The sequence below is a fragment of the Streptomyces sp. NPDC005566 genome (genome assembly GCF_040605575.1).
Classification (GTDB): Bacteria; Actinomycetota; Actinomycetes; order Streptomycetales; family Streptomycetaceae; genus Streptomyces.
This window is the reverse complement of record NZ_JBEXDB010000005.1, coordinates 174,586-193,404: the sequence shown is the minus strand read 5'-3', so window position 1 is coordinate 193,404 and position 18,819 is coordinate 174,586. Positions and strand designations below refer to the sequence as shown.

20 protein-coding genes are annotated in these 18,819 nt (G+C 71.7%); 14 read left to right on the top strand and 6 right to left on the bottom strand.

Annotation, left to right across the window (positions count from 1 at the left end):
• The first annotated feature begins 1 nt into the window (after window position 1).
• The 6 genes from cbiQ (at window position 2) to ABZS61_RS09995 (ending at window position 4,774) form a co-directional block, all read left to right on the top strand.
• The gene (gene cbiQ, locus ABZS61_RS10020; protein ID WP_356417678.1) at window positions 2–763 is read left to right on the top strand and encodes a cobalt ECF transporter T component CbiQ; all 762 of its coding nucleotides are present in this window, start codon (window positions 2–4) and stop codon (window positions 761–763) included.
• Window positions 751–1,527, top strand: a complete 777-nt coding sequence (locus ABZS61_RS10015) for an ABC transporter ATP-binding protein (RefSeq protein ID WP_356417677.1) — start codon at window positions 751–753, stop codon at window positions 1,525–1,527. The genes cbiQ and ABZS61_RS10015 overlap by 13 nt, the downstream gene beginning before the upstream one ends.
• A gap of 77 nt (window positions 1,528–1,604) precedes the next feature.
• Window positions 1,605–2,768 carry a serine hydrolase domain-containing protein gene (locus ABZS61_RS10010; RefSeq protein ID WP_356417840.1) on the top strand — a complete coding sequence of 388 codons (1,164 nt, stop codon included), beginning with the start codon at window positions 1,605–1,607 and terminating at the stop codon, window positions 2,766–2,768.
• On the top strand, window positions 2,765–3,598 hold the full coding sequence (locus tag ABZS61_RS10005; protein WP_356417676.1) for an SDR family NAD(P)-dependent oxidoreductase: 834 nt from the start codon (window positions 2,765–2,767) through the stop codon (window positions 3,596–3,598). Before ABZS61_RS10010 ends, ABZS61_RS10005 begins: the two co-directional genes overlap by 4 nt.
• Before the next feature lie 33 nt (window positions 3,599–3,631).
• Window positions 3,632–4,126, top strand: a complete 495-nt coding sequence (locus ABZS61_RS10000) for a GNAT family N-acetyltransferase (RefSeq protein ID WP_356417675.1) — start codon at window positions 3,632–3,634, stop codon at window positions 4,124–4,126.
• A 51-nt stretch (window positions 4,127–4,177) separates the two neighbouring features.
• A complete protein-coding gene (locus tag ABZS61_RS09995; protein ID WP_356417839.1) occupies window positions 4,178–4,774 on the top strand; it encodes a hypothetical protein in 597 nt (198 codons plus the stop codon).
• Between the two features lie 34 nt (window positions 4,775–4,808).
• Here ABZS61_RS09995 and ABZS61_RS09990 read toward each other — a convergent pair whose 3' ends face one another.
• The 4 genes from ABZS61_RS09990 to ABZS61_RS09975 all read right to left on the bottom strand — a co-directional run bounded on the left by ABZS61_RS09990 (window position 4,809) and on the right by ABZS61_RS09975 (window position 8,797).
• The gene (locus ABZS61_RS09990) at window positions 4,809–5,660 is read right to left on the bottom strand and encodes a DMT family transporter (protein WP_356417674.1); all 852 of its coding nucleotides are present in this window, start codon (window positions 5,658–5,660) and stop codon (window positions 4,809–4,811) included.
• Window positions 5,657–6,166: a YbaK/EbsC family protein gene (locus tag ABZS61_RS09985; protein ID WP_356417673.1), complete on the bottom strand. Its 510-nt coding sequence runs from the start codon at window positions 6,164–6,166 to the stop codon at window positions 5,657–5,659. The genes ABZS61_RS09990 and ABZS61_RS09985 overlap by 4 nt, the downstream gene beginning before the upstream one ends.
• Before the next feature lie 92 nt (window positions 6,167–6,258).
• Window positions 6,259–7,902 carry a penicillin-binding transpeptidase domain-containing protein gene (locus ABZS61_RS09980; protein WP_356417672.1) on the bottom strand — a complete coding sequence of 548 codons (1,644 nt, stop codon included), beginning with the start codon at window positions 7,900–7,902 and terminating at the stop codon, window positions 6,259–6,261.
• 277 nt (window positions 7,903–8,179) lie between these two features.
• On the bottom strand, window positions 8,180–8,797 hold the full coding sequence (locus ABZS61_RS09975) for a hypothetical protein (protein WP_356417671.1): 618 nt from the start codon (window positions 8,795–8,797) through the stop codon (window positions 8,180–8,182).
• Between the two features lie 281 nt (window positions 8,798–9,078).
• Between ABZS61_RS09975 and ABZS61_RS09970 the strand changes: the two genes are divergently transcribed.
• Window positions 9,079–9,294 carry a DUF6243 family protein gene (locus ABZS61_RS09970; RefSeq protein WP_356417670.1) on the top strand — a complete coding sequence of 72 codons (216 nt, stop codon included), beginning with the start codon at window positions 9,079–9,081 and terminating at the stop codon, window positions 9,292–9,294.
• Between the two features lie 137 nt (window positions 9,295–9,431).
• Here the strand turns inward: ABZS61_RS09970 and ABZS61_RS09965 are convergent, their stop codons facing one another.
• On the bottom strand, window positions 9,432–11,198 hold the full coding sequence (locus tag ABZS61_RS09965) for a phospholipid carrier-dependent glycosyltransferase (RefSeq protein WP_356417669.1): 1,767 nt from the start codon (window positions 11,196–11,198) through the stop codon (window positions 9,432–9,434).
• A gap of 53 nt (window positions 11,199–11,251) precedes the next feature.
• Here ABZS61_RS09965 and rsmI point away from each other — a divergent pair, with 53 nt between their 5' ends.
• From rsmI to ABZS61_RS09935, 6 genes are all read left to right on the top strand, one after another.
• Window positions 11,252–12,148, top strand: coding sequence for a 16S rRNA (cytidine(1402)-2'-O)-methyltransferase (gene rsmI / locus ABZS61_RS09960; protein ID WP_356417668.1), 897 nt, complete (start codon window positions 11,252–11,254; stop codon window positions 12,146–12,148).
• A 172-nt stretch (window positions 12,149–12,320) separates the two neighbouring features.
• On the top strand, window positions 12,321–12,698 hold the full coding sequence (locus ABZS61_RS09955; RefSeq protein ID WP_356417667.1) for a hypothetical protein: 378 nt from the start codon (window positions 12,321–12,323) through the stop codon (window positions 12,696–12,698).
• Between the two features lie 32 nt (window positions 12,699–12,730).
• Window positions 12,731–13,597: a TatD family hydrolase gene (locus ABZS61_RS09950; protein ID WP_356417666.1), complete on the top strand. Its 867-nt coding sequence runs from the start codon at window positions 12,731–12,733 to the stop codon at window positions 13,595–13,597.
• 117 nt (window positions 13,598–13,714) lie between these two features.
• Entirely contained in the window at window positions 13,715–14,272 is a 558-nt protein-coding gene (locus ABZS61_RS09945) for a ubiquitin-like domain-containing protein (protein ID WP_356417665.1), read from the top strand.
• A gap of 9 nt (window positions 14,273–14,281) precedes the next feature.
• A complete protein-coding gene (gene rsmA, locus ABZS61_RS09940; protein ID WP_356417664.1) occupies window positions 14,282–15,154 on the top strand; it encodes a 16S rRNA (adenine(1518)-N(6)/adenine(1519)-N(6))-dimethyltransferase RsmA in 873 nt (290 codons plus the stop codon).
• Entirely contained in the window at window positions 15,151–16,056 is a 906-nt protein-coding gene (locus ABZS61_RS09935; RefSeq protein ID WP_356417663.1) for a 4-(cytidine 5'-diphospho)-2-C-methyl-D-erythritol kinase, read from the top strand. The genes rsmA and ABZS61_RS09935 overlap by 4 nt, the downstream gene beginning before the upstream one ends.
• Before the next feature lie 42 nt (window positions 16,057–16,098).
• Here ABZS61_RS09935 and ABZS61_RS09930 read toward each other — a convergent pair whose 3' ends face one another.
• Window positions 16,099–16,752 carry a lipoprotein gene (locus tag ABZS61_RS09930; protein ID WP_356417662.1) on the bottom strand — a complete coding sequence of 218 codons (654 nt, stop codon included), beginning with the start codon at window positions 16,750–16,752 and terminating at the stop codon, window positions 16,099–16,101.
• Between the two features lie 158 nt (window positions 16,753–16,910).
• Here ABZS61_RS09930 and ABZS61_RS09925 point away from each other — a divergent pair, with 158 nt between their 5' ends.
• Window positions 16,911–18,728, top strand: a complete 1,818-nt coding sequence (locus ABZS61_RS09925) for an ABC-F family ATP-binding cassette domain-containing protein (RefSeq protein ID WP_356417661.1) — start codon at window positions 16,911–16,913, stop codon at window positions 18,726–18,728.
• The last annotated feature ends 91 nt before the right edge of the window (window positions 18,729–18,819 follow it).

Here is an 18,819-nt window from a genome sequence, read left to right as displayed (position 1 = left end):
CATGGGCGCCGGCCACGCACACAAGCTCTACCGGCACGGGCACTCACCGGTCCACGGCCTTCCCCCGCACTGCAAGCTCGCCGCCGTCCTGTGCTTCGTCGTGGTCGTCGTCTCCACCCCGCGCGAGGCCGTGTGGGCCTTCGCCCTGTACGCGGTCCTGCTCGGTGTCGTCGCGGGCCTGGCCCGGATCTCCGCCGGGTTCCTGCTGAAGCGGCTGGCCATCGAGGTGCCGTTCGTGGCGTTCGCTCTGCTGATGCCGTTCGTGGTGCCCGGCGAGCAGACCGAACTCCTCGGCGTCTCCGTCAGCGTTCCCGGCCTCTGGGGCGCCTGGAACGTCCTCGCCAAGGGGACCCTCGGCGTCGCCGCCTCGGTGATCCTGGCCTCCACCACCGAGCTGCGCTCCCTGCTGCTCGGGCTCCAGCGGCTCAGGCTGCCGCCGATGCTCGTACAGATCGCCTCCTTCATGATCCGGTACGGCGATGTGATCACCGACGAGCTGCGGCGGATGTCGATCGCCCGCCGCTCCCGCGGATTCGAGGCGAGCGGCGTACGGCACTGGGGTGTCCTGGCCAAGACGGCCGGAGCCCTGTTCATCCGGTCCTACGAGCGCGGCGAACGGGTCCACCTCGCTATGGTCAGCCGCGGCTACACCGGCACCATGCCCGTCATCGACGAGGTGACCGCCTCCCGCACCCAGTGGGCGTACGCCTCGGCACTCCCCCTGACCGCCCTCGCCGTGTGTCTGCTGGGATGGACCGTATGAGCCTGCACCCCGCCGCCCCGTCCCTCGAGGTCAGTGGCCTCGCCTACGCCTACCCCGACGGACACCAGGCCCTCTTCGGCGTCGACCTGACCGTGGCCCGCGGCGAACGGGTCGCCCTCCTCGGCCCCAACGGCGCCGGCAAGACCACCCTCGTCCTGCACCTCAACGGAATCCTCGACGCGGGCGCCGGCAGCGTCCGGGTCGCCGGGCTGCCCGTGGAGAGGCGCCACCTCGCCGAGATCCGCCGCCGGGTCGGCATCGTCTTCCAGGACCCCGACGACCAGCTCTTCATGCCGACCGTCCGCGAGGACGTCGCCTTCGGACCCGCCGCCGCCGGACTGCGCGGCCCCGAGCTGGAGGAGCGGGTCACCGCCGCGCTCAAGCAGGTCGGCATGGAGGAGTTCGCGACCCGCCCACCGCACCACCTCTCCTTCGGGCAGCGCCGCCGGGTCGCCGTCGCCACCGTCCTCGCGATGCGGCCCGAGATCCTCGTCCTGGACGAGCCCTCCTCCAACCTCGACCCGGCCTCCCGCCGCGAACTCGCGGACATCCTGCGCTCCCTGGACGTCACGGTGCTGATGGTCACCCACGACCTGCCGTACGCCCTCGAACTCTGCCCGCGGGCCGTCATCCTCAGCGACGGGGTGATCGCCGCCGACGACCGCACCCAGGACCTCCTCTGCGACGAGGAACTGATGCGCAGCCACCGGCTGGAGCTGCCCTTCGGCTTCGACCCGCGTTCCGTGTCCGTTCCGCATGCGTGAACATGGGGTGACCCGCCACCCGCCCGACCTGCGGCGGGATGCACCATGGGGGGATGAGCGGGAGCGCGGGAGCAGGCGTGGATGTACGGGGCACGGTGACGCCCGGGTTCGAGGCGGTACGGGATGCTTTCGTCCGTAACTTCGAACAGCGCGGGGAGCGGGGAGCGGCCGTGGCCGTCTACCGTCACGGGCGCAAGGTCGTGGATCTGTGGGCCGGTACGAGGGATGTCGACGGGGCCGAACCCTGGGCGGTCGACACCGTCCAGGTCGTCCGCTCGGCCGGAAAGGGCGTCGCCGCGGCCGTACCGCTGCTGCTGCACCAGCGGGGCCAGGTGGACCTGGACGCCCCGGTCGGTACGTACTGGCCCGAGTTCAAGGCGAACGGCAAGGAACGCGTTCTCGTACGCCATCTCCTCGCCCACCGCGCCGGACTCGCCGCACTCGACGGGACGCTGACGCCCGAGGAGGCCGCAGACGGGACCTCCGGCCCGCGGGCCGTCGCCGCCCAGCGGCCCCTGTGGGAGCCCGGCACCGACCACGGGTACCACGCCCAGACCTACAGCTGGCTCATCGGCGAACTGGTACGCAGGGCCACCGGGCGCACCATCGGCCGCTGGGTCGCCGAGGAGATCGCCCGTCCGCTCGGCCTGGACTTCTGGTTCGGGCTCCCGGCGGACGAGGCGCACCGGGTCGGACGGATCGGCCCCGTGGAGCCGCCCGTGACCGAGCACAACGGGGGTGCCCTGCGCGTGCGCCCCAAGCGGTCCGTGGTCGAGGCCTACCGCGACCCCGACTCGCTCACCCGCCGCGCCTTCGGGGCCATCGCCCCTTTCCCCGACGAGAACGACCCCGCCTACCGTGCGGCCGAACTGCCCGCGTCCAACGGTGTCGCCACCGCGCGCGGACTCGCCCGCTGCTACGCCGCGATGATCGGCGAGGTGGACGGCCACCGGCTGTTCGCCCCGGCCACGCTCACCCTCGCGCGCACCGAGGAGTCCGAGGGCCCGGACCGGGTCCTGGTCGTCAACACCCGCTTCGGCCTCGGGTACATGCTGCACGGCACAGCCGCCCCGCTCCTGGCTCCCGGATCCTTCGGCCACCCCGGCCGCGGAGGTTCTCTCGGCTTCGCCGACCCGGAATCGGGCATCGCGCTCGGTTACGTGACGAACGGCCTGCAGAAGGGAGTCACCGCCGACCCCCGTGCCCAGGCCCTGGTCAGGGCAGTACGTTCGGCTCTATGACTTCCACTCCCGCCACCCCTTCCCCGGCCGCTCCTTCCGACGCACGCTTCGCCGGTCACGCCGTACTCCTCACGGGCGCCGGCCGGGGCATCGGCGCGGCCACGGCCCACCGGCTGGCCGCCGAGGGCGCAGCCGTACTCGTCACCGACCTGGACGCCGGCCGGGCCGCGCACACCGCGAAGGAGATACGGGAACGGGGCGGCACGGCCGAGTCCCTGGCCTGTGACGTGGGCGACCGGGCCGCCGTCGAGGCGGCTGTCGCCCACGTGGTCGCGGCCTTCGGCCGGCTCGACGTCCTGGTCAACAACGCGTACGCCAACCACGAGGACGCGCCCCTCTTCGAGGACGAGGCGGACGAATTCTGGGACCACACCCTCGACATCACCCTGACCGGCCCCTACCGCTGCTCCCGCGCCGCGCTGCCGCACCTGGTGGCATCCGGGCGGGGCGCGATCGTCAACATCGGCTCGGTCAACGGGGAACAGGACTTCGGCGGCCACGCCTACAGCGCCGCCAAGGCGGGCCTGGCGAGCCTGACCCGCACCCTGGCCGGCCACGCGGGCCCGCGCGGGGTGCGCGTCAACCTCATCGCCCCCGGCACGATCCGCACGGAGGCCTGGGCGGGCCGCGACGCCGAACTGGAGCGGGCGAGCGCCCTCTACCCGCTCGGCCGGCTCGGCGCCCCGGACGACATCGCGTCCGCCGTCGCCTTCCTCGCCTCCCGCGACGCGTCCTGGATCACGGGGACGACGCTGCGGGTGGACGGCGGACTGCTCGGAGTCAACACGGGCTTCCGCAACGCGTTGTCGCAGGGCGGGAAAACCCGCTAGCCGGGACGGAGAACCACGGCCTACCCTCCCTCGATGATTGATCACGGATTCTCGGACCGGACCGGCCGGCGCGTCACCCTGCGCGAGGTGGACAGCGACAACTGGCGTGCGGTGGCCGATGTCGCCCCCCTGGACAGCCAGCGCGACCACGTCCCCGCGCTGGCTGCCCGGTACCTTCTGCTGTCGATGCGCGAGGACACCTGGAACTCGCTGGCCGTCCACGCCGACGACGCGGCGCTCGGGCATGTGATGTGGGCCCGGGACGACGACGGCTCGTACTGGATCGGCGGCATGCTGATCGACGGCCCCGAGCAGGGCAAGGGCGTCGGGCGCGCCGTCATGCGCACGCTCACGGCCTGGCTCGCGGAGCAGGACGGCTGCGAGGTCGTCCGCCTGTCGTACGCCCCCGGCAACACCGCCGCCGCAACGCTCTACACCTCTCTCGGTTTCCGGCCGACGGACGCCGTCGAGGACGACGAGGTGGTCGTCGAACTGCCCGCACGGGACGCGGTTGTCGGACCCGCGTGACAGAGTGACCGGCCTTGGAGGAAGCGGTGCCGAGGACACGGGGTGACGTCGATGGGTGACTTCTTCGAGCGGATCGTCGATCTGGAGGCGACCGGCGAGGAGGCCGGGCCGCTCGCCGGGCGGATGGTCGACTGGATGGTCGGCCGGGGGCTGATCACCCGTGAGCTGTCCGGCGACGCGATGTACAGCCTGACCGTGGACCAGGGCCATGTGCCCGGCCCCGACTGGGCGCGGGCCGTGGCCGACGACTCCGACCCGTCGTGGATCCCCGCCCCGGTGGCGGTCGTTGTCGGACGGGACCACCACGTCGGCGGTCAGGGCGAGGACACCGCGGACTCGGCGACCTGCCCGAGATGCGGGACGAGGACCGTCGTCATCGACTACCCGGAGGAGTTCGAACCGGACGACGAGGTCTGGCAGCCGTTCCGGGACGGTATCGACGCCTGGAAGGAGACCGGGGAGGGCACGGCGCCCTGCTCCGCCTGCGGAGTCTCCTCGCCGGTCACCGAGTGGGACTTCGGGTCCGGATTCGCCCTGGGCGCGCTCGCGTTCGACTTCTGGGGGTGGCCGCCGCTCAGCGTGCGCTTCCTCGCGGAGTTCCGGAGGGAACTGGGCCACCGTACGGAGGAGCAGTCGGGGAAGTTCTGAGAGGCCCCGGCCGGCTCCCGCGGCACCCCTCGGCTCAACTCGTGTGCAGCATTAGTCCGATGCCCACCACCATCAGCCCGGCGGCCGCGATCCGCGGGGCGCCGAAGCGTTCCTTGAAGAACAGGGTGCCTATCGCGGCTCCCACGATGATCGAGGACTCCCGCAGCGCGGCGATCGGGGCGAGCGGGGCCTTCGTCTGCGCCCACAGGACCAGCGCGTACGCGGCGAAGGACAGGCTCGCGCCCACCAGTCCGCGCGCGATGAACGGGGAAAGCTGGGAGGGCAGTTCGCCGCGCCGGCGCCAGGAGGTGTACGCCGGGATCGCCACACCCTGCACGATCATCAGCCAGGCGATGTAGCCGAGCGGCGTCCCCGAGGCACGCACCCCGACCCCGTCGACCGTCGTGTACGCGGCGATCGCCAGGCCCGTCGCGAGGGCCGCCAGGACCGCGGGTCCGTGCGGCCGCCTGCCGGAACCGCGGATTCCCCACAGGGCCAGCCCGACGAGCCCCGCCGAGGCCACGGCGACGCCCGCGGCGGCCCAGGCGTCCGGTCGCTCACCGAGGAGGAGGGCGGCCAGGACCGTCACCACGAGGGGGGCCGTGCCCCGGGCGATCGGATACATCTGGCCGAAGTCGCCCAGCGTGAACGACCGCATCAGCAGCACCATGTACGCCACGTGCAGGCCCGCGGAGAGGAACAGGTACGGCCAGGCCCCGGCTGCCGGGAGCGGTACGAAGCAGGCCAGGAGAGCCCCGATCAGCGCCCCGCCTCCGGAGATCAGGGTGAAGGACAGGAGCTGGTCACGTATCGCGTGGGCGATCGCGTTCCAGCTGGCGTGCGTGATCGCGGCGACCAGGACGGCCGCCGCCACCAGGGGGGTCACGCGGTCCGCTCGCGCACGTCCACCAGCGTGCCGCCCGCGAACTCGACCACGCTCTTCGGGTCGAGCGGGAAGACGGTGTGCGGGGTGCCCGCCGCGGCCCACACCACCGCGTGGTCGAGCAGGCCGCGGTCGGCCAGTACCCGGGTCCTCGTCACGTGGCCGAAGGGCGGTACGCCGCCGATCGCGTACCCCGTGGTCTCCCGGACCAGGTCGGCCCCGGCCCGCTCGACCTTCCCGGCGCCCAGCTCGTTCCGTACGCGTTCGACGTCCACCCGGGACGAACCGTCCATCAGGACGAGGACCGGGGCGCCGTCCGCCTCGAAGACCAGCGACTTGACGATCTGGCTGAGTTCGCAGCCGATCGCCGCGGCGGCCTCGACCGCGGTGCGGGTGGCGTCGGGGAAGCGGCGTACCTCGACGTCGAGACCCAGCTCGCGCAGGGCTTCGGCGAACCGGGGGTGGGCGTCGGAGGAGGTCGCGGTGGGGGTCATGTCGGATGTGCTCATGCCCGGCACGCTACTGAACGGCCCGGTTCCCGCACCAGGCAGTTCCGGTCCGTCCCCGCCGCGGCGGGGACGGCACCACGACTACGGCCCGGTCAGGGCCCCGCCCGCAGTACCGCCGCCACCACCGGGCCGGCCGCGTCGCCGCCGTGGCCGCCGGACTGGACGACCGCGGCGGCCGCGAGGTCGTTGCTGAAGCCGGTGAACCAGCTGTTGGACGTGCCCTGTCCGTCGACCTCGGCCGAGCCGGTCTTGGCGCCCTTGTCGCCGCCGACCGAGGACATGGCGGCCCTGCCGGTGCCACTGGGGCCGGTCGCGGTGTAGCGCATCATCTCCCGCAGCTGCTGTGCCACGCTGCCCGGCAGGGGGCGGGCGGTGGCGAACGGCCGGCCGTCCAGCTCGCGGGGGACGATGTAGGGCTGCTTGAAGGCGCCCTGCTTCGCGGTCGCGGTGACCGACGCCATGTTCAGGGGGCTCATGAGGAGCTTGCCCTGACCGATGTAGGAGGCCGCCGTCTCGGCTCCCGAGGACTCGGGGATGCTGCCGTCGAAGGACTGCAGGCCGGTCTTCCAGTTGTCCTGCCCGAGCCCGAAGTAGTCGCGCGCTTCCTGACCGAGGGCCGTACCGGCCCGTGCGCCCAGCAACTTGACGGGCTTGATGAAGGTGGTGTTGCAGGACCGGGCGAAGGCGTCCCGCAGCGTGGGGGCGGCGATCGAGAAGTCCTTCAGGTTGTGGAAGGTCACTCCCTCCCACGAGACGGTCGAAGGGCACTCCACCTTCTCGTTCATGCTCCCGAGACCGTTCTGGATGATCATCGCGGCCGTCACGATCTTCATCGTGGAGCCGGGGGCCAACTGGCCCGTCATCGCCGCGTTGTAGCCGTCCGCCCGGTTGTTGGCGATGGCCTGTATCGCACCGGTCGAGGGCTGGACCGCCACCACGGACGTCTCGGGGAACCGCTTCACCGCCTGCTCCGCCGCCGCCTGCACGTTCTTGTCGAGGGTGGTCTGCAGCCGGCCCGGCTTGCCCTTGGCCAGGGTCAGCAGGGTGGTGTTCGGTACGTCCTCGGCCTCGGACTGCACCCACGTCTCGATGCCGGGAGAACCGCCGGTGGTGTCCCCGTACTTCTCACGCAGGGCGTCGATGATCGGGCCCAGCGAGGGGTACTTCTCCTTGTCGAGCACCTTGCCGTTGTGGTCGACGGCCTCGATCGCCGCCGTCGAGGACTCGCCGGTCTTCAGCGACGCGCCCTCGGTCAACTGAGGGTGGATCACCGTGGGCTGCCAGTCGACGAGGGCCTTGCCCGTGGTCAGGCCGCGTACGACGGTCAGTTCGGAGGCGTACGACCAGGGCTTGGTCTTCCCCTCGTACGACACCGTGGCCTTCACCGTGTACGGGACCTTCGTGCCGACGGCCGCGCCGGGGGTGATCACCGCCTTGGTGACGTGGGCCTCTTCGCCGTAGCCGGTCAGCAGCGGCTCGGCGATGTCCCGGTTGTTGGTGAGCAGGGCGGCGGCCGTCGCGTCGCCGGACGCCCATGCCTTGAGGAATCCCTTCGAGGTCTCCTCGATCTCGGACTTGCTGGGCGGTCCCGTTCTCACTTCGGAGGACGCGGACGCGGACTCCGTACCATCGGCCCCGCCGCCGCCCAGCACCACGCTGTACGCGCCGTAGCCGAGCCCTCCGGCCACAAGCACGAACACCCCGCCCACAACGGCGACTTTCGCTCCACTGCGCATCTGTGCAGTCCCCTCCCCAGGAGTCCCCCTTGAACGTGTTCAGGGGGGATGTCCTCGGCACTGTACGGGACAGGCGTGAGGGCTGAGGAGGTTGTTATCGGACCGCGACGGTCTGCGCGAGAGCGCTTTCTTCCGTCCTCGTGCCCAGCCGTCCAGCCACATACGGTCCCGTCAGGGGTTCTTCGGGAGCGATGTCCCCGTGGAGAGGCCAGAAGCAGTCGTACGCCCCGCGGTTGGAGAGCTCACGTTCCCGGTCAGGGCGTAGGGCCGCTGGGGCCTACGGACGGCGCCGGGGCCGTCTCCGGGCGGTCGTGCCTGCCTCGCGTGCTCCCCGGGCGTACAGCCGGGCGTGCGCAATGCCCGCGAACGCCATCATCTGGGCCTGAACGGCAGCTGTCGTGCGGCGGTAGCGGGTCGTGTCCCCCGGCTCGCGCATCCCGCTCGTCGGCGTACTTTCCAGCCACTCCTCAACATCCTCGACGAGTGCCTGATGGGCGGTGTAGACCGCATCCACGAGACCGGTGACCGCTGCCTGCTCGTCATCGGACAGCATGAGCCGCAGGACCCATTCGGCAGCCTGCATCTCGCGTATCCGGTCGTGAACGGCGTCGCGCTCGGCCTGGAGTTCGCTGTCGGTGCCCGGCGTGCCCTGCACGTGTTGCCGGACGATCCGCATCTGGCGGCGGACGGTGTCGACGGACAGGACCAGATCCGAGTACGCCGCGCGCTTGCGGGCGATCGTCTCGGCATCATGGGCGGCACTGTGCTGCAGCCGTACCACGTTCACCTGCGAGCGGGCCTGGAGCCGTGAGCTCGCCCACGTGGTGAGGGCGCCGACAATCGCCCCGCTGGCGCCGAGTCCCGCCCCTACGACCACGGCCCACTGCCCGTCCATGGCCCTGACACTATGGCGCCCCAGGGCTCCGGGACAGGCCTTTCGACGACCTCCCGCACCGCTGAGGACGAGCGGGACCTGCCGGAGGCACGCTCTCCGGCCGGGGCGGCGAAACGGTTGGTGTGCGGTACCGGCGGAACCGGGTAACGTCTTTGGCATGTTCTTCCAGACGCCGATTCACGAGTGAGAGCGTCACGGGCCCCTGCTGACGTCCTCCGACGTCGCCGCCCGCCCCCACCGACGAATCCGTAGATCACTCCACATCATTACCGGGAGAACCCGTGACCGTGAGCAAGAACATCAACAACCCCGTGGGCATGGGCGGCGGCCAGCGCAAGAGGCTGTCCCGTGCCGAACGGCAGAACAACGGTCCGCACCGCAACCTCGACCGCCAGGGTGCAGCCGACCAGAAGGCGGAGCTGGTGCGCAAGATGCGCGAGAAGGCAGCCGCGGCCGAGGGCGCGGAGCAGACGGGCGACGACACCGCACAGAGCTGACGCACCGCCGCCCCAGGGCGGCACCGCACGGGACAGGGCCCGGACCGCGACGCGCGGTCCAGGCCCTGTTGGCGTACCGGGGCTCCGGCAGGGCAGGGCCGGCGGGTACGCGTGGCCCTGCCGGCCCATTGAGCCCGCTACACCCAGCTGTCCAGCCACATCCGGTCCCGCCAGGAGGTGTCCGGCAGGGACGTGCCCGTGTAGAGCGGCCAGAAATAGACGAAGTTCCAGACGATCAGCAGCACCAGCACGCCCGCCGCGATCGCTCCCAGGGTCCGTCTGCGTTCGCCGGTCGGATCCCCGGTGCTCAGACCCAGTTCGCGTGTGGTCCCGGTGCCGGCCGCCGGGCCCAGAAGGGCGCCGATCATCATCGTCACCGCGAGGCACAGGAACGGCACGAACACGACCGCGTAGAAGAGGAAGATCGTCCGCTCCTGGTAGAAGAACCAGGGCACCCAGCCCGCCGCCACACCGCACGCGATCGCGCCCGCGCGCCAGTCACGGCGGAAGAACCAGCGCCACAGCACGTACAGCAGCGCCACGCACCCCGCCCACCACAGCAACGGCGTACCGATCGCCAGCACCTCGCGGGCGCACTTGCCGGTCTCCGACGTGAGGCAGCCCGCCTTCTCCTCGTAGAAGTACGAGACGGGGCGGCCCAGCACGATCCAGCTCCACGGGTTGGACTGGTACGTGTGGCCGGAGGTCAGGCCGACATGGAACTCGTACACCTGGTTCTCGTAGTGCCACAGGCTGCGCAGCCAGTCCGGCAGCCAGGTCCAGCTGCCGCCCTTGCCCTCGGTGGCCGCCCAGTTGCGGTAGTAGCCCTTGTCCGTGACGATCCAGCCGGTCCACGAGACGAGGTACGTGCCGATCGCGACCGGCACCGTCGAGACGAACGCGGGCAGCAGGTCCCGCAGGACCACGGCCCGGTACGGCTGCTGCGCACCCGCCGTGCGCCGCGCGCCCACGTCCCACAGCACCGCCATCACACCGAACGCGGCGAGGATGTACAGCCCGTTCCACTTCGTGGCGAAGGCCAGGCCGAGCATCACACCGGCGGTGATCCGCCACGGACGCCAGCCGAGGCGGAGCGTCTCGGCGACGTGGGCGTCCGGGCGCAGCACGCCGTCCTCGTCGACCGGCAGCGCGGCGGCCAGTCTGCGGCGGGCCCAGTCACGGTCGATGAGGAGGCAGCCGAACGCCGCGAGCACGAAGAACATGAGCACGAGGTCGAGCAGCGCCGTGCGGCTCATCACGAAGTGCAGCCCGTCCACGGCCAGCAGCGTGCCCGCGAGGCAGCCCAGGAACGTCGAACGGAAGAGCCGCCGGCCGATCCGGCACAGCATCAGCACCGAGACGGTGCCGAGCAGCGCCACCATGAACCGCCAGCCGAACGGGGTGAAGCCGAAGATCTGCTCGCCGAAACCGATGATCCACTTGCCGACCGGCGGATGCACGACGTAGCCGGGGTCCACCGGGATGTCCACCGAGGACGGGTCCTTCAGGATCAGCTTGTCGACGTCCTTGGGCCAGGCGCCCTCGTACCCCTGGTTGACGAGCGCCCAGGCGTCCTTGGCGTAGTACGTCTCGTCGAATATCACCGCCTTCGGGCTGCCCAGGTTCCAGAACCGCAGCACCCCGGCCACCAGTGCCACCAGGAGCGGCCCGCCCCAGGCGGACCAGCGGACCAGGTGGCCCGCCAGGGTCCCGGGCACGCCGAGCACGTCCCAGAACTGGCCTCCCGGGCGGGTGTACGGCGGAATCAGCCGCTCGCGCAGCCCGGTTCCCGGCCGCGGGGAATGGCCGAAGCGGCGCAGCCGCTGCTGCCAGGAATGCGGCTGGTCGCCGGCATCGTTCCCGGCGTCGTGGCCCTGTCGGGCTTCGGGCGCAGTACTCGTCACGGCGCCATCGTAGGGAACGCATCTGTGCGAGTGGTGCCGCCCGTCCTGGGAGGATGGCCGATGTGACTGGAACGACTGGAACGCTCGTACTCGCAGGGACCCCCATCGGCGACGTGGCGGACGCCCCGCCACGCCTCGCCACCGAACTGGAGACGGCCGATGTCGTGGCCGCCGAGGACACCCGGAGGCTGCGCCGGCTCACCCAGGCGCTCGGCATCCACACGACGGGGCGTGTCGTCTCCTACTTCGAGGGCAACGAGTCGGCGCGTACGCCGGAACTCGTCGAGGCACTGGTGAACGGCGCGCGTGTCCTGCTGGTCACCGACGCCGGAATGCCGTCCGTCTCCGACCCCGGGTACCGGCTCGTCGCCGCGGCCGTGGAGAAGGACATCAAGGTCACCGCGGTACCGGGGCCGTCCGCGGTCCTGACCGCGCTCGCGCTGTCCGGCCTGCCGGTCGACCGGTTCTGCTTCGAGGGCTTCCTGCCCCGTAAGGCGGGCGAGCGGCTGGGAAAGCTGCGCGAGGTCGCCGCAGAACGCCGCACGATGGTCTTCTTCGAGGCACCGCACCGGCTGGACGACACCCTGGCCGCGATGGCCGAGGTGTTCGGCGCGGACCGCAGGGCCGCCGTGTGCCGTGAGCTGACCAAGACGTACGAGGAAGTGAAGCGCGGGCCGCTCGGCGAACTGGCGCAGTGGGCGGCCGAAGGAGTGCGCGGCGAGATCACCGTCGTGGTCGAGGGAGCCACCGACACCGGGAACGAGGGGCTGGACGCCGCCGAGCTGGTGCGCAGGGTGCAGGTGCGCGAGGAGGCGGGGGAGCGGCGCAAGGAGGCCATCGCCGCCGTCGCCGCCGATGTCGGCCTGCCCAAGCGCGAGGTCTTCGATGCGGTCGTCGCGGCAAAGAACGCGGCCGGGACCGGCCACGCGCAGGGCAAAGGACTAACCTGAAATGTAAAGCCCGAGCCGCGTACCCGGCCCCCAGCCCATGGATGGGCCAAGAGCGTTCCAACACTCGGCAGACCTGGTGCGTTGCCGCCGGGAAAGGCGTCCACTGGAGGGTGGAACGCACGACCCGGAGTGCTTGTCCGGAGTGCTTGTCCGGCGGACAAGAGGAGCAGGCATGAGTGAGATCGCAGCAACCACCGTGCACGAGGCGTACGCCTTCGCCTGCATGAGGTGTGGATACGGCTGGGAACAGGCCTACGAGATAGAGCACCACGTGGACGGGTCCGGCAACGCGTTCGTGGTGTACAAGGCGGACGGGGAGCGCGTGCCCTCACCGCTGTCCACTCCGACGTGCGCGAACTGCGGCGGTCATGTGGTCCGCATCATGCGGGCCGGCCGGGTCTCCACCGTGCAGCAGCTGCTCCGTCAGCAGCCCGCGCATCCGAAGAAGGCCGTCGAAAAGGAGCCCGTACCCGCCGCCGTACCGGCACAGGGCGACGCACCGCACCACTGGCAGCTGTCCGATCTGCTGCATCCCTTCCACCGGCGGTGAGGCGGAGCTCATGCCCTCGTAGAGTCGTGGGCATGAGCCGTACGGACGCCCCGCCGCTGCCCGAACCCCTCCGGGTTCCGGTCGCCGATTCGCACACCCATCTGGACATGCAGGACGGAACCGTCGAGGAGGGCCTGGCCCGGGCCGCGGCGGTCAACGTGACCGCCGTCGTCCAGGTCGGCTGCGACGTGAAGGGCTCGCGCTGGGCCGCCGAGACCGCGGCGGCCCACGCCTCCGTGCACGCCTCCGTCGCCCTGCACCCCAACGAGGCGCCGCGCATCGTGCACGGTGACCCGGACGGCTCGGCGCGCCAGGGGGTCCGGGAGCCGGGCGGCAGGGCGGCGCTGGACGAGGCGCTCGCCGAGATCGACGCACTGGCCGCCCTCGACCACGTACGCGGGGTCGGCGAGACCGGCCTCGACCACTTCCGTACGGGCCCCGAGGGCATGGCCGCCCAGGAGGAGTCCTTCCGGGCCCACATCGAGATCGCCAAGCGGCACGGCAAGGCCCTCGTCATCCACGACCGTGACGCGCACGCGGACGTGCTGCGCATCCTCGCCGACGCGGGCGCACCGGAGCGGACCGTCTTCCACTGCTACTCCGGAGACGCCGACATGGCCCGGATCTGCGCGGCGGCCGGGTACTTCATGTCCTTCGCGGGCAACGTCACCTTCAAGAACGCCCAGCCGCTGCGCGACGCGCTGGCCGTCGCTCCGACGGAGCTCGTCCTCGTCGAGACGGACGCACCCTTCCTCACCCCCGCCCCGTACCGCGGACGGCCCAACGCGCCTTACCTCATTCCGGTGACGCTCCGTGCGATGGCCGAGGTCCGGGGGACGGACGAGGACGCCCTGGCCGCCGCGGTCTACGACAACACGGCCCGCGCGTTCGATTTCTGACGCGAACCCGGGACGCCCGCTTCGCCACGCTGCGCAGTCATACAACTGTGAACAGTGACCGGGGCTCCGCTATCGTCCCCGCGCAACGGGTCGGCCGGCCGGAACTCCTGGAGCGTCGTGGGCCATTCGCAGGGCAGTCATCGCGCACCACGCGCCGGTCGGCGTACGAAAGAGGTCCCGGCTCCGGCAGCGCCGCGCTCCCTCCACGAGGAGCGGACGATCGTCGCCGGAGGGTGGCCGGGCGTCCTGCCGGTGCACGACCCGACGGTGCTCGACACACCCCTGGTACCCCGGCAGGCGACGGCCCCGGACGTGACGACCGGGCGCAGGGCCGCCGCCCGGCGGGCAGCGGCCGCCAGGCACCGGAGCGCCCCCGAGAGCCTTCAGGGGCTCCTCGCGCAGGCTCTGGTGGTCGCCTTCCTGGCGGGCGGCACCTCGGCCTTCCTCGCCCAGGACAAAGCCATCGAGCTCAGCGTCGACGGCGAACCGCGCACCGTGCACACCTTCGCGGACGACGTCGGGGAGCTCCTGGACGACCGGGGCCTCACGGTCGGCGCCCGCGACCTCGTCGCGCCGGCCCCCGGCAGCGGGCTCGACGACGGCGACGAGGTCGTCGTGCACCGCGAGACCCTGCCGTCGGCGGGGGGCGGGCCCCGGTCCCCGCAGCGGCCGTAGGCTTAACGGGTGAGCACCACAGAGCCCGACGCCCTCCTGGGCCCCGCAGACATCCGCGAGCTGGCCGCAGCACTGGGCGTACGCCCCACGAAGCAGCGCGGCCAGAACTTCGTCATCGACGCCAACACGGTCCGCAGGATCGTCCGGACCGCCGAGGTGCGGTCCGACGACGTGGTGGTCGAGGTGGGGCCCGGCCTGGGTTCACTGACCCTGGCCCTGCTGGAGGCGGCCGACCGGGTCGTCGCCGTCGAGATCGACGACGTGCTCGCGGGCGCCCTGCCGGCCACGGTCGCCGCCCGGCTCCCGGGACGGGCCGACCGCTTCGCGCTGGTCCACTCGGACGCGATGCTCGTGAAGGAACTTCCCGGCCCCGCGCCCACCGCGCTGGTCGCGAACCTTCCGTACAACGTCGCCGTACCGGTCCTGCTCACCATGCTGGAGCGCTTCCCCACCATCGAGCGGACGCTCGTGATGGTGCAGGCCGAGGTCGCGGACCGGCTGGCCGCCGGGCCGGGCAACAAGGTCTACGGCGTGCCGTCGGTCAAGGCCAACTGGTACGCCCACGTCAAGCGCGCCGGATCCATCGGGCGCACGGTCTTCTGGCCCGCGCCGAACGTCGACTCGGGGCTGGTCTCCCTGGTGCGGCGCACCGAGCCGATCGCGACCACGGCGAGCAGGGCCGAGGTCTTCGCGGTCGTCGACGCCGCCTTCGCCCAGCGCCGCAAGACGCTGCGCGCGGCCCTGGCCGGGTGGGCGGGCTCCGCGCCCGCCGCCGAGGCCGCCCTGGTCGCCGCGGGAGTCTCGCCGCAGGCACGCGGCGAGGCGCTGACGGTCGAGGAGTTCGCGGCCATCGCCGAGAACAAGCCGGAGCCCTCCGCATGACCCCCGGCGTCACCGTCCGCGTCCCCGCCAAGGTCAACGCGCAGCTGGCGGTGGGCGCGGTGCGCCCCGACGGCTTCCACGACCTGGCCAACGTCTTCCTCGCCGTCGGCCTGTACGACGAGGTCACCGTCACCCGCGCCGACGCCCTGTGCGTCACCTGCTCGGGCCCCGACGCCGCCCAGGTACCGCTCGACGCCACCAACCTCGCCGCCCGTGCCGCGATCGCCCTGGCCGAACGGCACGGCATCGCCCCCGATGTGCACATCCACATCGACAAGGACATCCCCGTCGCGGGCGGCATGGCGGGCGGCAGCGCCGACGGCGCGGCCGCCCTGCTGGCCTGCGACGCCCTGTGGTCCACCGGCTCGACCCCGGACGAGCTGCTCGCCATCTGCGCCGAACTGGGCAGCGACGTGCCGTTCAGCCTGGTCGGCGGGGCGGCACTCGGAGTCGGGCGCGGTGAACAGCTGACCCCCGTCGACGTCGGCGGAACCTTCCACTGGGTCTTCGCGGTGGCCGACGGCGGACTCTCCACCCCCGCGGTGTACGGCGAGTTCGACCGGCTCACCGCCGGTACGCGGGTGCCCGAGCCGACGGCGTCGGCCGCGCTCCTGGACGCGCTGCGCGCCGGGGACACCGCCGCACTGGCCGGCGCCCTGAGCAACGACCTCCAGGCCGCCGCGCTCTCCCTTCGCCCCTCGCTGGCCGGCACCCTGGCGGCGGGCACCGCCGCAGGCGCCCTGGCCGCACTGGTCTCGGGGTCCGGGCCGACCACGGCGTTCCTGGTGGCGGACGCGGAGTCCGCGGAGAAGGTGGCCGACGCGCTGCGGACCTCGGGCACCTGCCGCAGCGCGCGGGCCGCCGTGTCCCCCGCACCGGGGGCGACGGTTCAGCGGCCGTAGTGGCGGCGTCGGCACGAGGCGCCGCGTCGGCCGCCCGCCACGTCAGCCGAGCTTCAGGGTCTTCTTCACCAGTTCGTACGCCGGAAGCATCTGCCGGTGCTCCTCGGAGTCCAGCCCGCCCAGGTGCACGACGACCGGGCCTTCGGGTGTGGCGACCGCGAAGGCGCGCTCGGTCTTCGGCTCGTCCAGCAGCTCGCTGCTCACCGAGTAACCGACCTCGGCTGCGGCCAGGGAGCCGGCCTTCGTCCGTGTGTACGTCGCCTCGGCCGCGTTCGGGTCGCCCGCCACGAACGCCTCCAGCACCTTCCGCGGGTCGCCGTCGGAGGCCTTCCCCTGCCAGACCCGGAGGTAGCCGATGTTCCCCGCCGGCTTCGCGTCGATCTCGCAGACCATCGTGACCGGGCCCTGCTCACCCAGGGCCGCCAGGTCGGAGCCGGGATCGACCTCGACGGCCGCCGGCTTCCAGTCCGCCGCGAGGTCGAAGGTGACGGGCAGCGCGCAGGGCGAGCCGGCGCCGCCGAGGGTGCTGCCCTTGGCGACGGGCTTCGCCCCGTCGGTCCCGCCGCTGCCCGCCGGGTCCGTCGCCCTGCTCTCCGGATCCGTCCCGGACGTGCCGCTGTCGGGCGACGAACAGCCGGCCAGTGCCACCGCCGCCAGGACCGCCGGAACCAGCGTCCGTACCGCACCGCGCATCATGAAGTCCCCACCCCAGAGATGATCCGAACCGCTCCGACCAGGGGTTCTGTCCCATGATCGATCGCCGCACGCTATCGCACCTCCCGCGGCGACTACCCTGGGACGTCGAGCGTAGGTAGACCGGTCCCCGACGCAGGGATCCCCGAAACAGGAGTGAAATGGCCGTCAATCTGGTCAATGTCGAGCAGGTCAGCAAGGTGTACGGCACCCGTGCCCTGCTCGACGGTGTATCCCTCGGGGTGTCCGAGGGCGACCGGATCGGCGTCGTCGGCCGCAACGGCGACGGCAAGACGACGCTCATCCGGATGCTCGCCAAGCTGGAGGACGCGGACACCGGCCGGGTCACCCACAACGGTGGGCTGCGCCTCGGTGTCCTCACCCAGCACGACTCCCTCGACCCGAAGGCCACCATCCGGCACGAGGTCATCGGCGACCTCGCCGACCACGAGTGGGCGGGCAGCGCCAAGATCCGCGATGTCCTCACCGGTCTCTTCGGCGGGCTCGCCCTGCCGGGCTTCGAACACGGCCTGGACACCGTCATCGCCCCGCTCTCCGGCGGCGAGCGGCGCCGGATCGCGCTGGCCAAGCTGCTCATCGGCGAGCCGGACCTGATCGTCCTCGACGAGCCCACCAACCACCTCGACGTCGAGGGAATCTCCTGGCTGGCCGGCCATCTGCGGGCCCGGCGCTCCGCCCTCGTCTGCGTCACCCACGACCGGTGGTTCCTCGACCAGGTCTGCACCCGCATGTGGGACGTCCAGCGCGGTGCGGTCCACGAGTACGAGGGCGGCTACAGCGACTACGTCTTCGCCCGGGCCGAACGGGAGCGGATCGCCGCCACCGAGGAGGGCAAGCGGCAGAACCTGATGCGCAAGGAGCTGGCCTGGCTGCGGCGCGGAGCCCCCGCCCGTACGTCCAAGCCGCGCTACCGCATCGAGGCGGCCAACGAACTGATCGCCGATGTGCCGCCGCCGCGCGACACCAGCGCGCTGATGAAGTTCGCCAACGCCCGCCTCGGCAAGACCGTCTTCGACCTGGAGGACGTGACGGTCCAGGCCGGGCCCAAGACCCTGCTCACCCACCTCACCTGGCAGCTCGGCCCCGGCGACCGGATCGGCCTGGTCGGAGTGAACGGTGCGGGCAAGACCTCCCTCCTGCGGGCGCTCGCCGAGGCGTCCCGTACGCAGGGCGACGCACAGCCGGCCGCCGGGAAGGTGATCGTCGGCAAGACCGTGAAGCTGGCGTACCTCTCCCAGGAGGTCACCGAGCTCAACCCGAACCTGCGGGTGCTCGAAGCGGTTCAGCAGGTACGCGACCGGGTCGACCTCGGCAAGGGCCGCGAGATGACCGCGGGGCAGCTCTGCGAGCAGTTCGGCTTCTCCAAGGAGAAGCAGTGGACCCCGGTCGGCGACCTGTCCGGTGGCGAGCGGCGCCGGCTGCAGATCCTGCGTCTGCTGATGGACGAGCCCAACGTCCTCTTCCTCGACGAGCCCACCAACGATCTGGACATCGAGACCCTCACGCAGCTGGAGGACCTCCTCGACAGCTGGCCCGGGTCGATGATCGTGATCTCCCACGACCGGTTCTTCATCGAGCGGACCACGGACCGCGTGATGGCGCTCCTCGGCGACAAGGCGCTGCGGATGCTGCCGCGCGGTATCGACGAGTACCTGGAGCGCAGGCAGCGGATGGAGGAGGCGGCCACACCGTCCGCCGCCGCCTTCTCCCAGGCGCCGAAGGCCGCAGGGGCCGAGGCTGTTTCGCCGCAGGCGGCGCGTGCGGCGAAGAAGGAACTGCAGAAGGTCGAGAGGCAGCTCGACAAGATGTCCACCAGGGAGACCGCGCTGCACGCGCAGATCGCCGACAACGCCACCGACTTCGGGAAGGTGGCCGAACTGGACGCCGAACTGCGTGAACTGGTTGCGGAGCGCGACGTGTTGGAGATGCGCTGGCTCGAACTGGCCGAGGACGCCTGACCCTTGGCAGGTGCGGTGGGGTGAGTGGGGTAGGTGGGGCGTGTGGTGCGGGTGGTAGAAAGTAGGGCCGCCCGGAATGTTCTGACTGTGC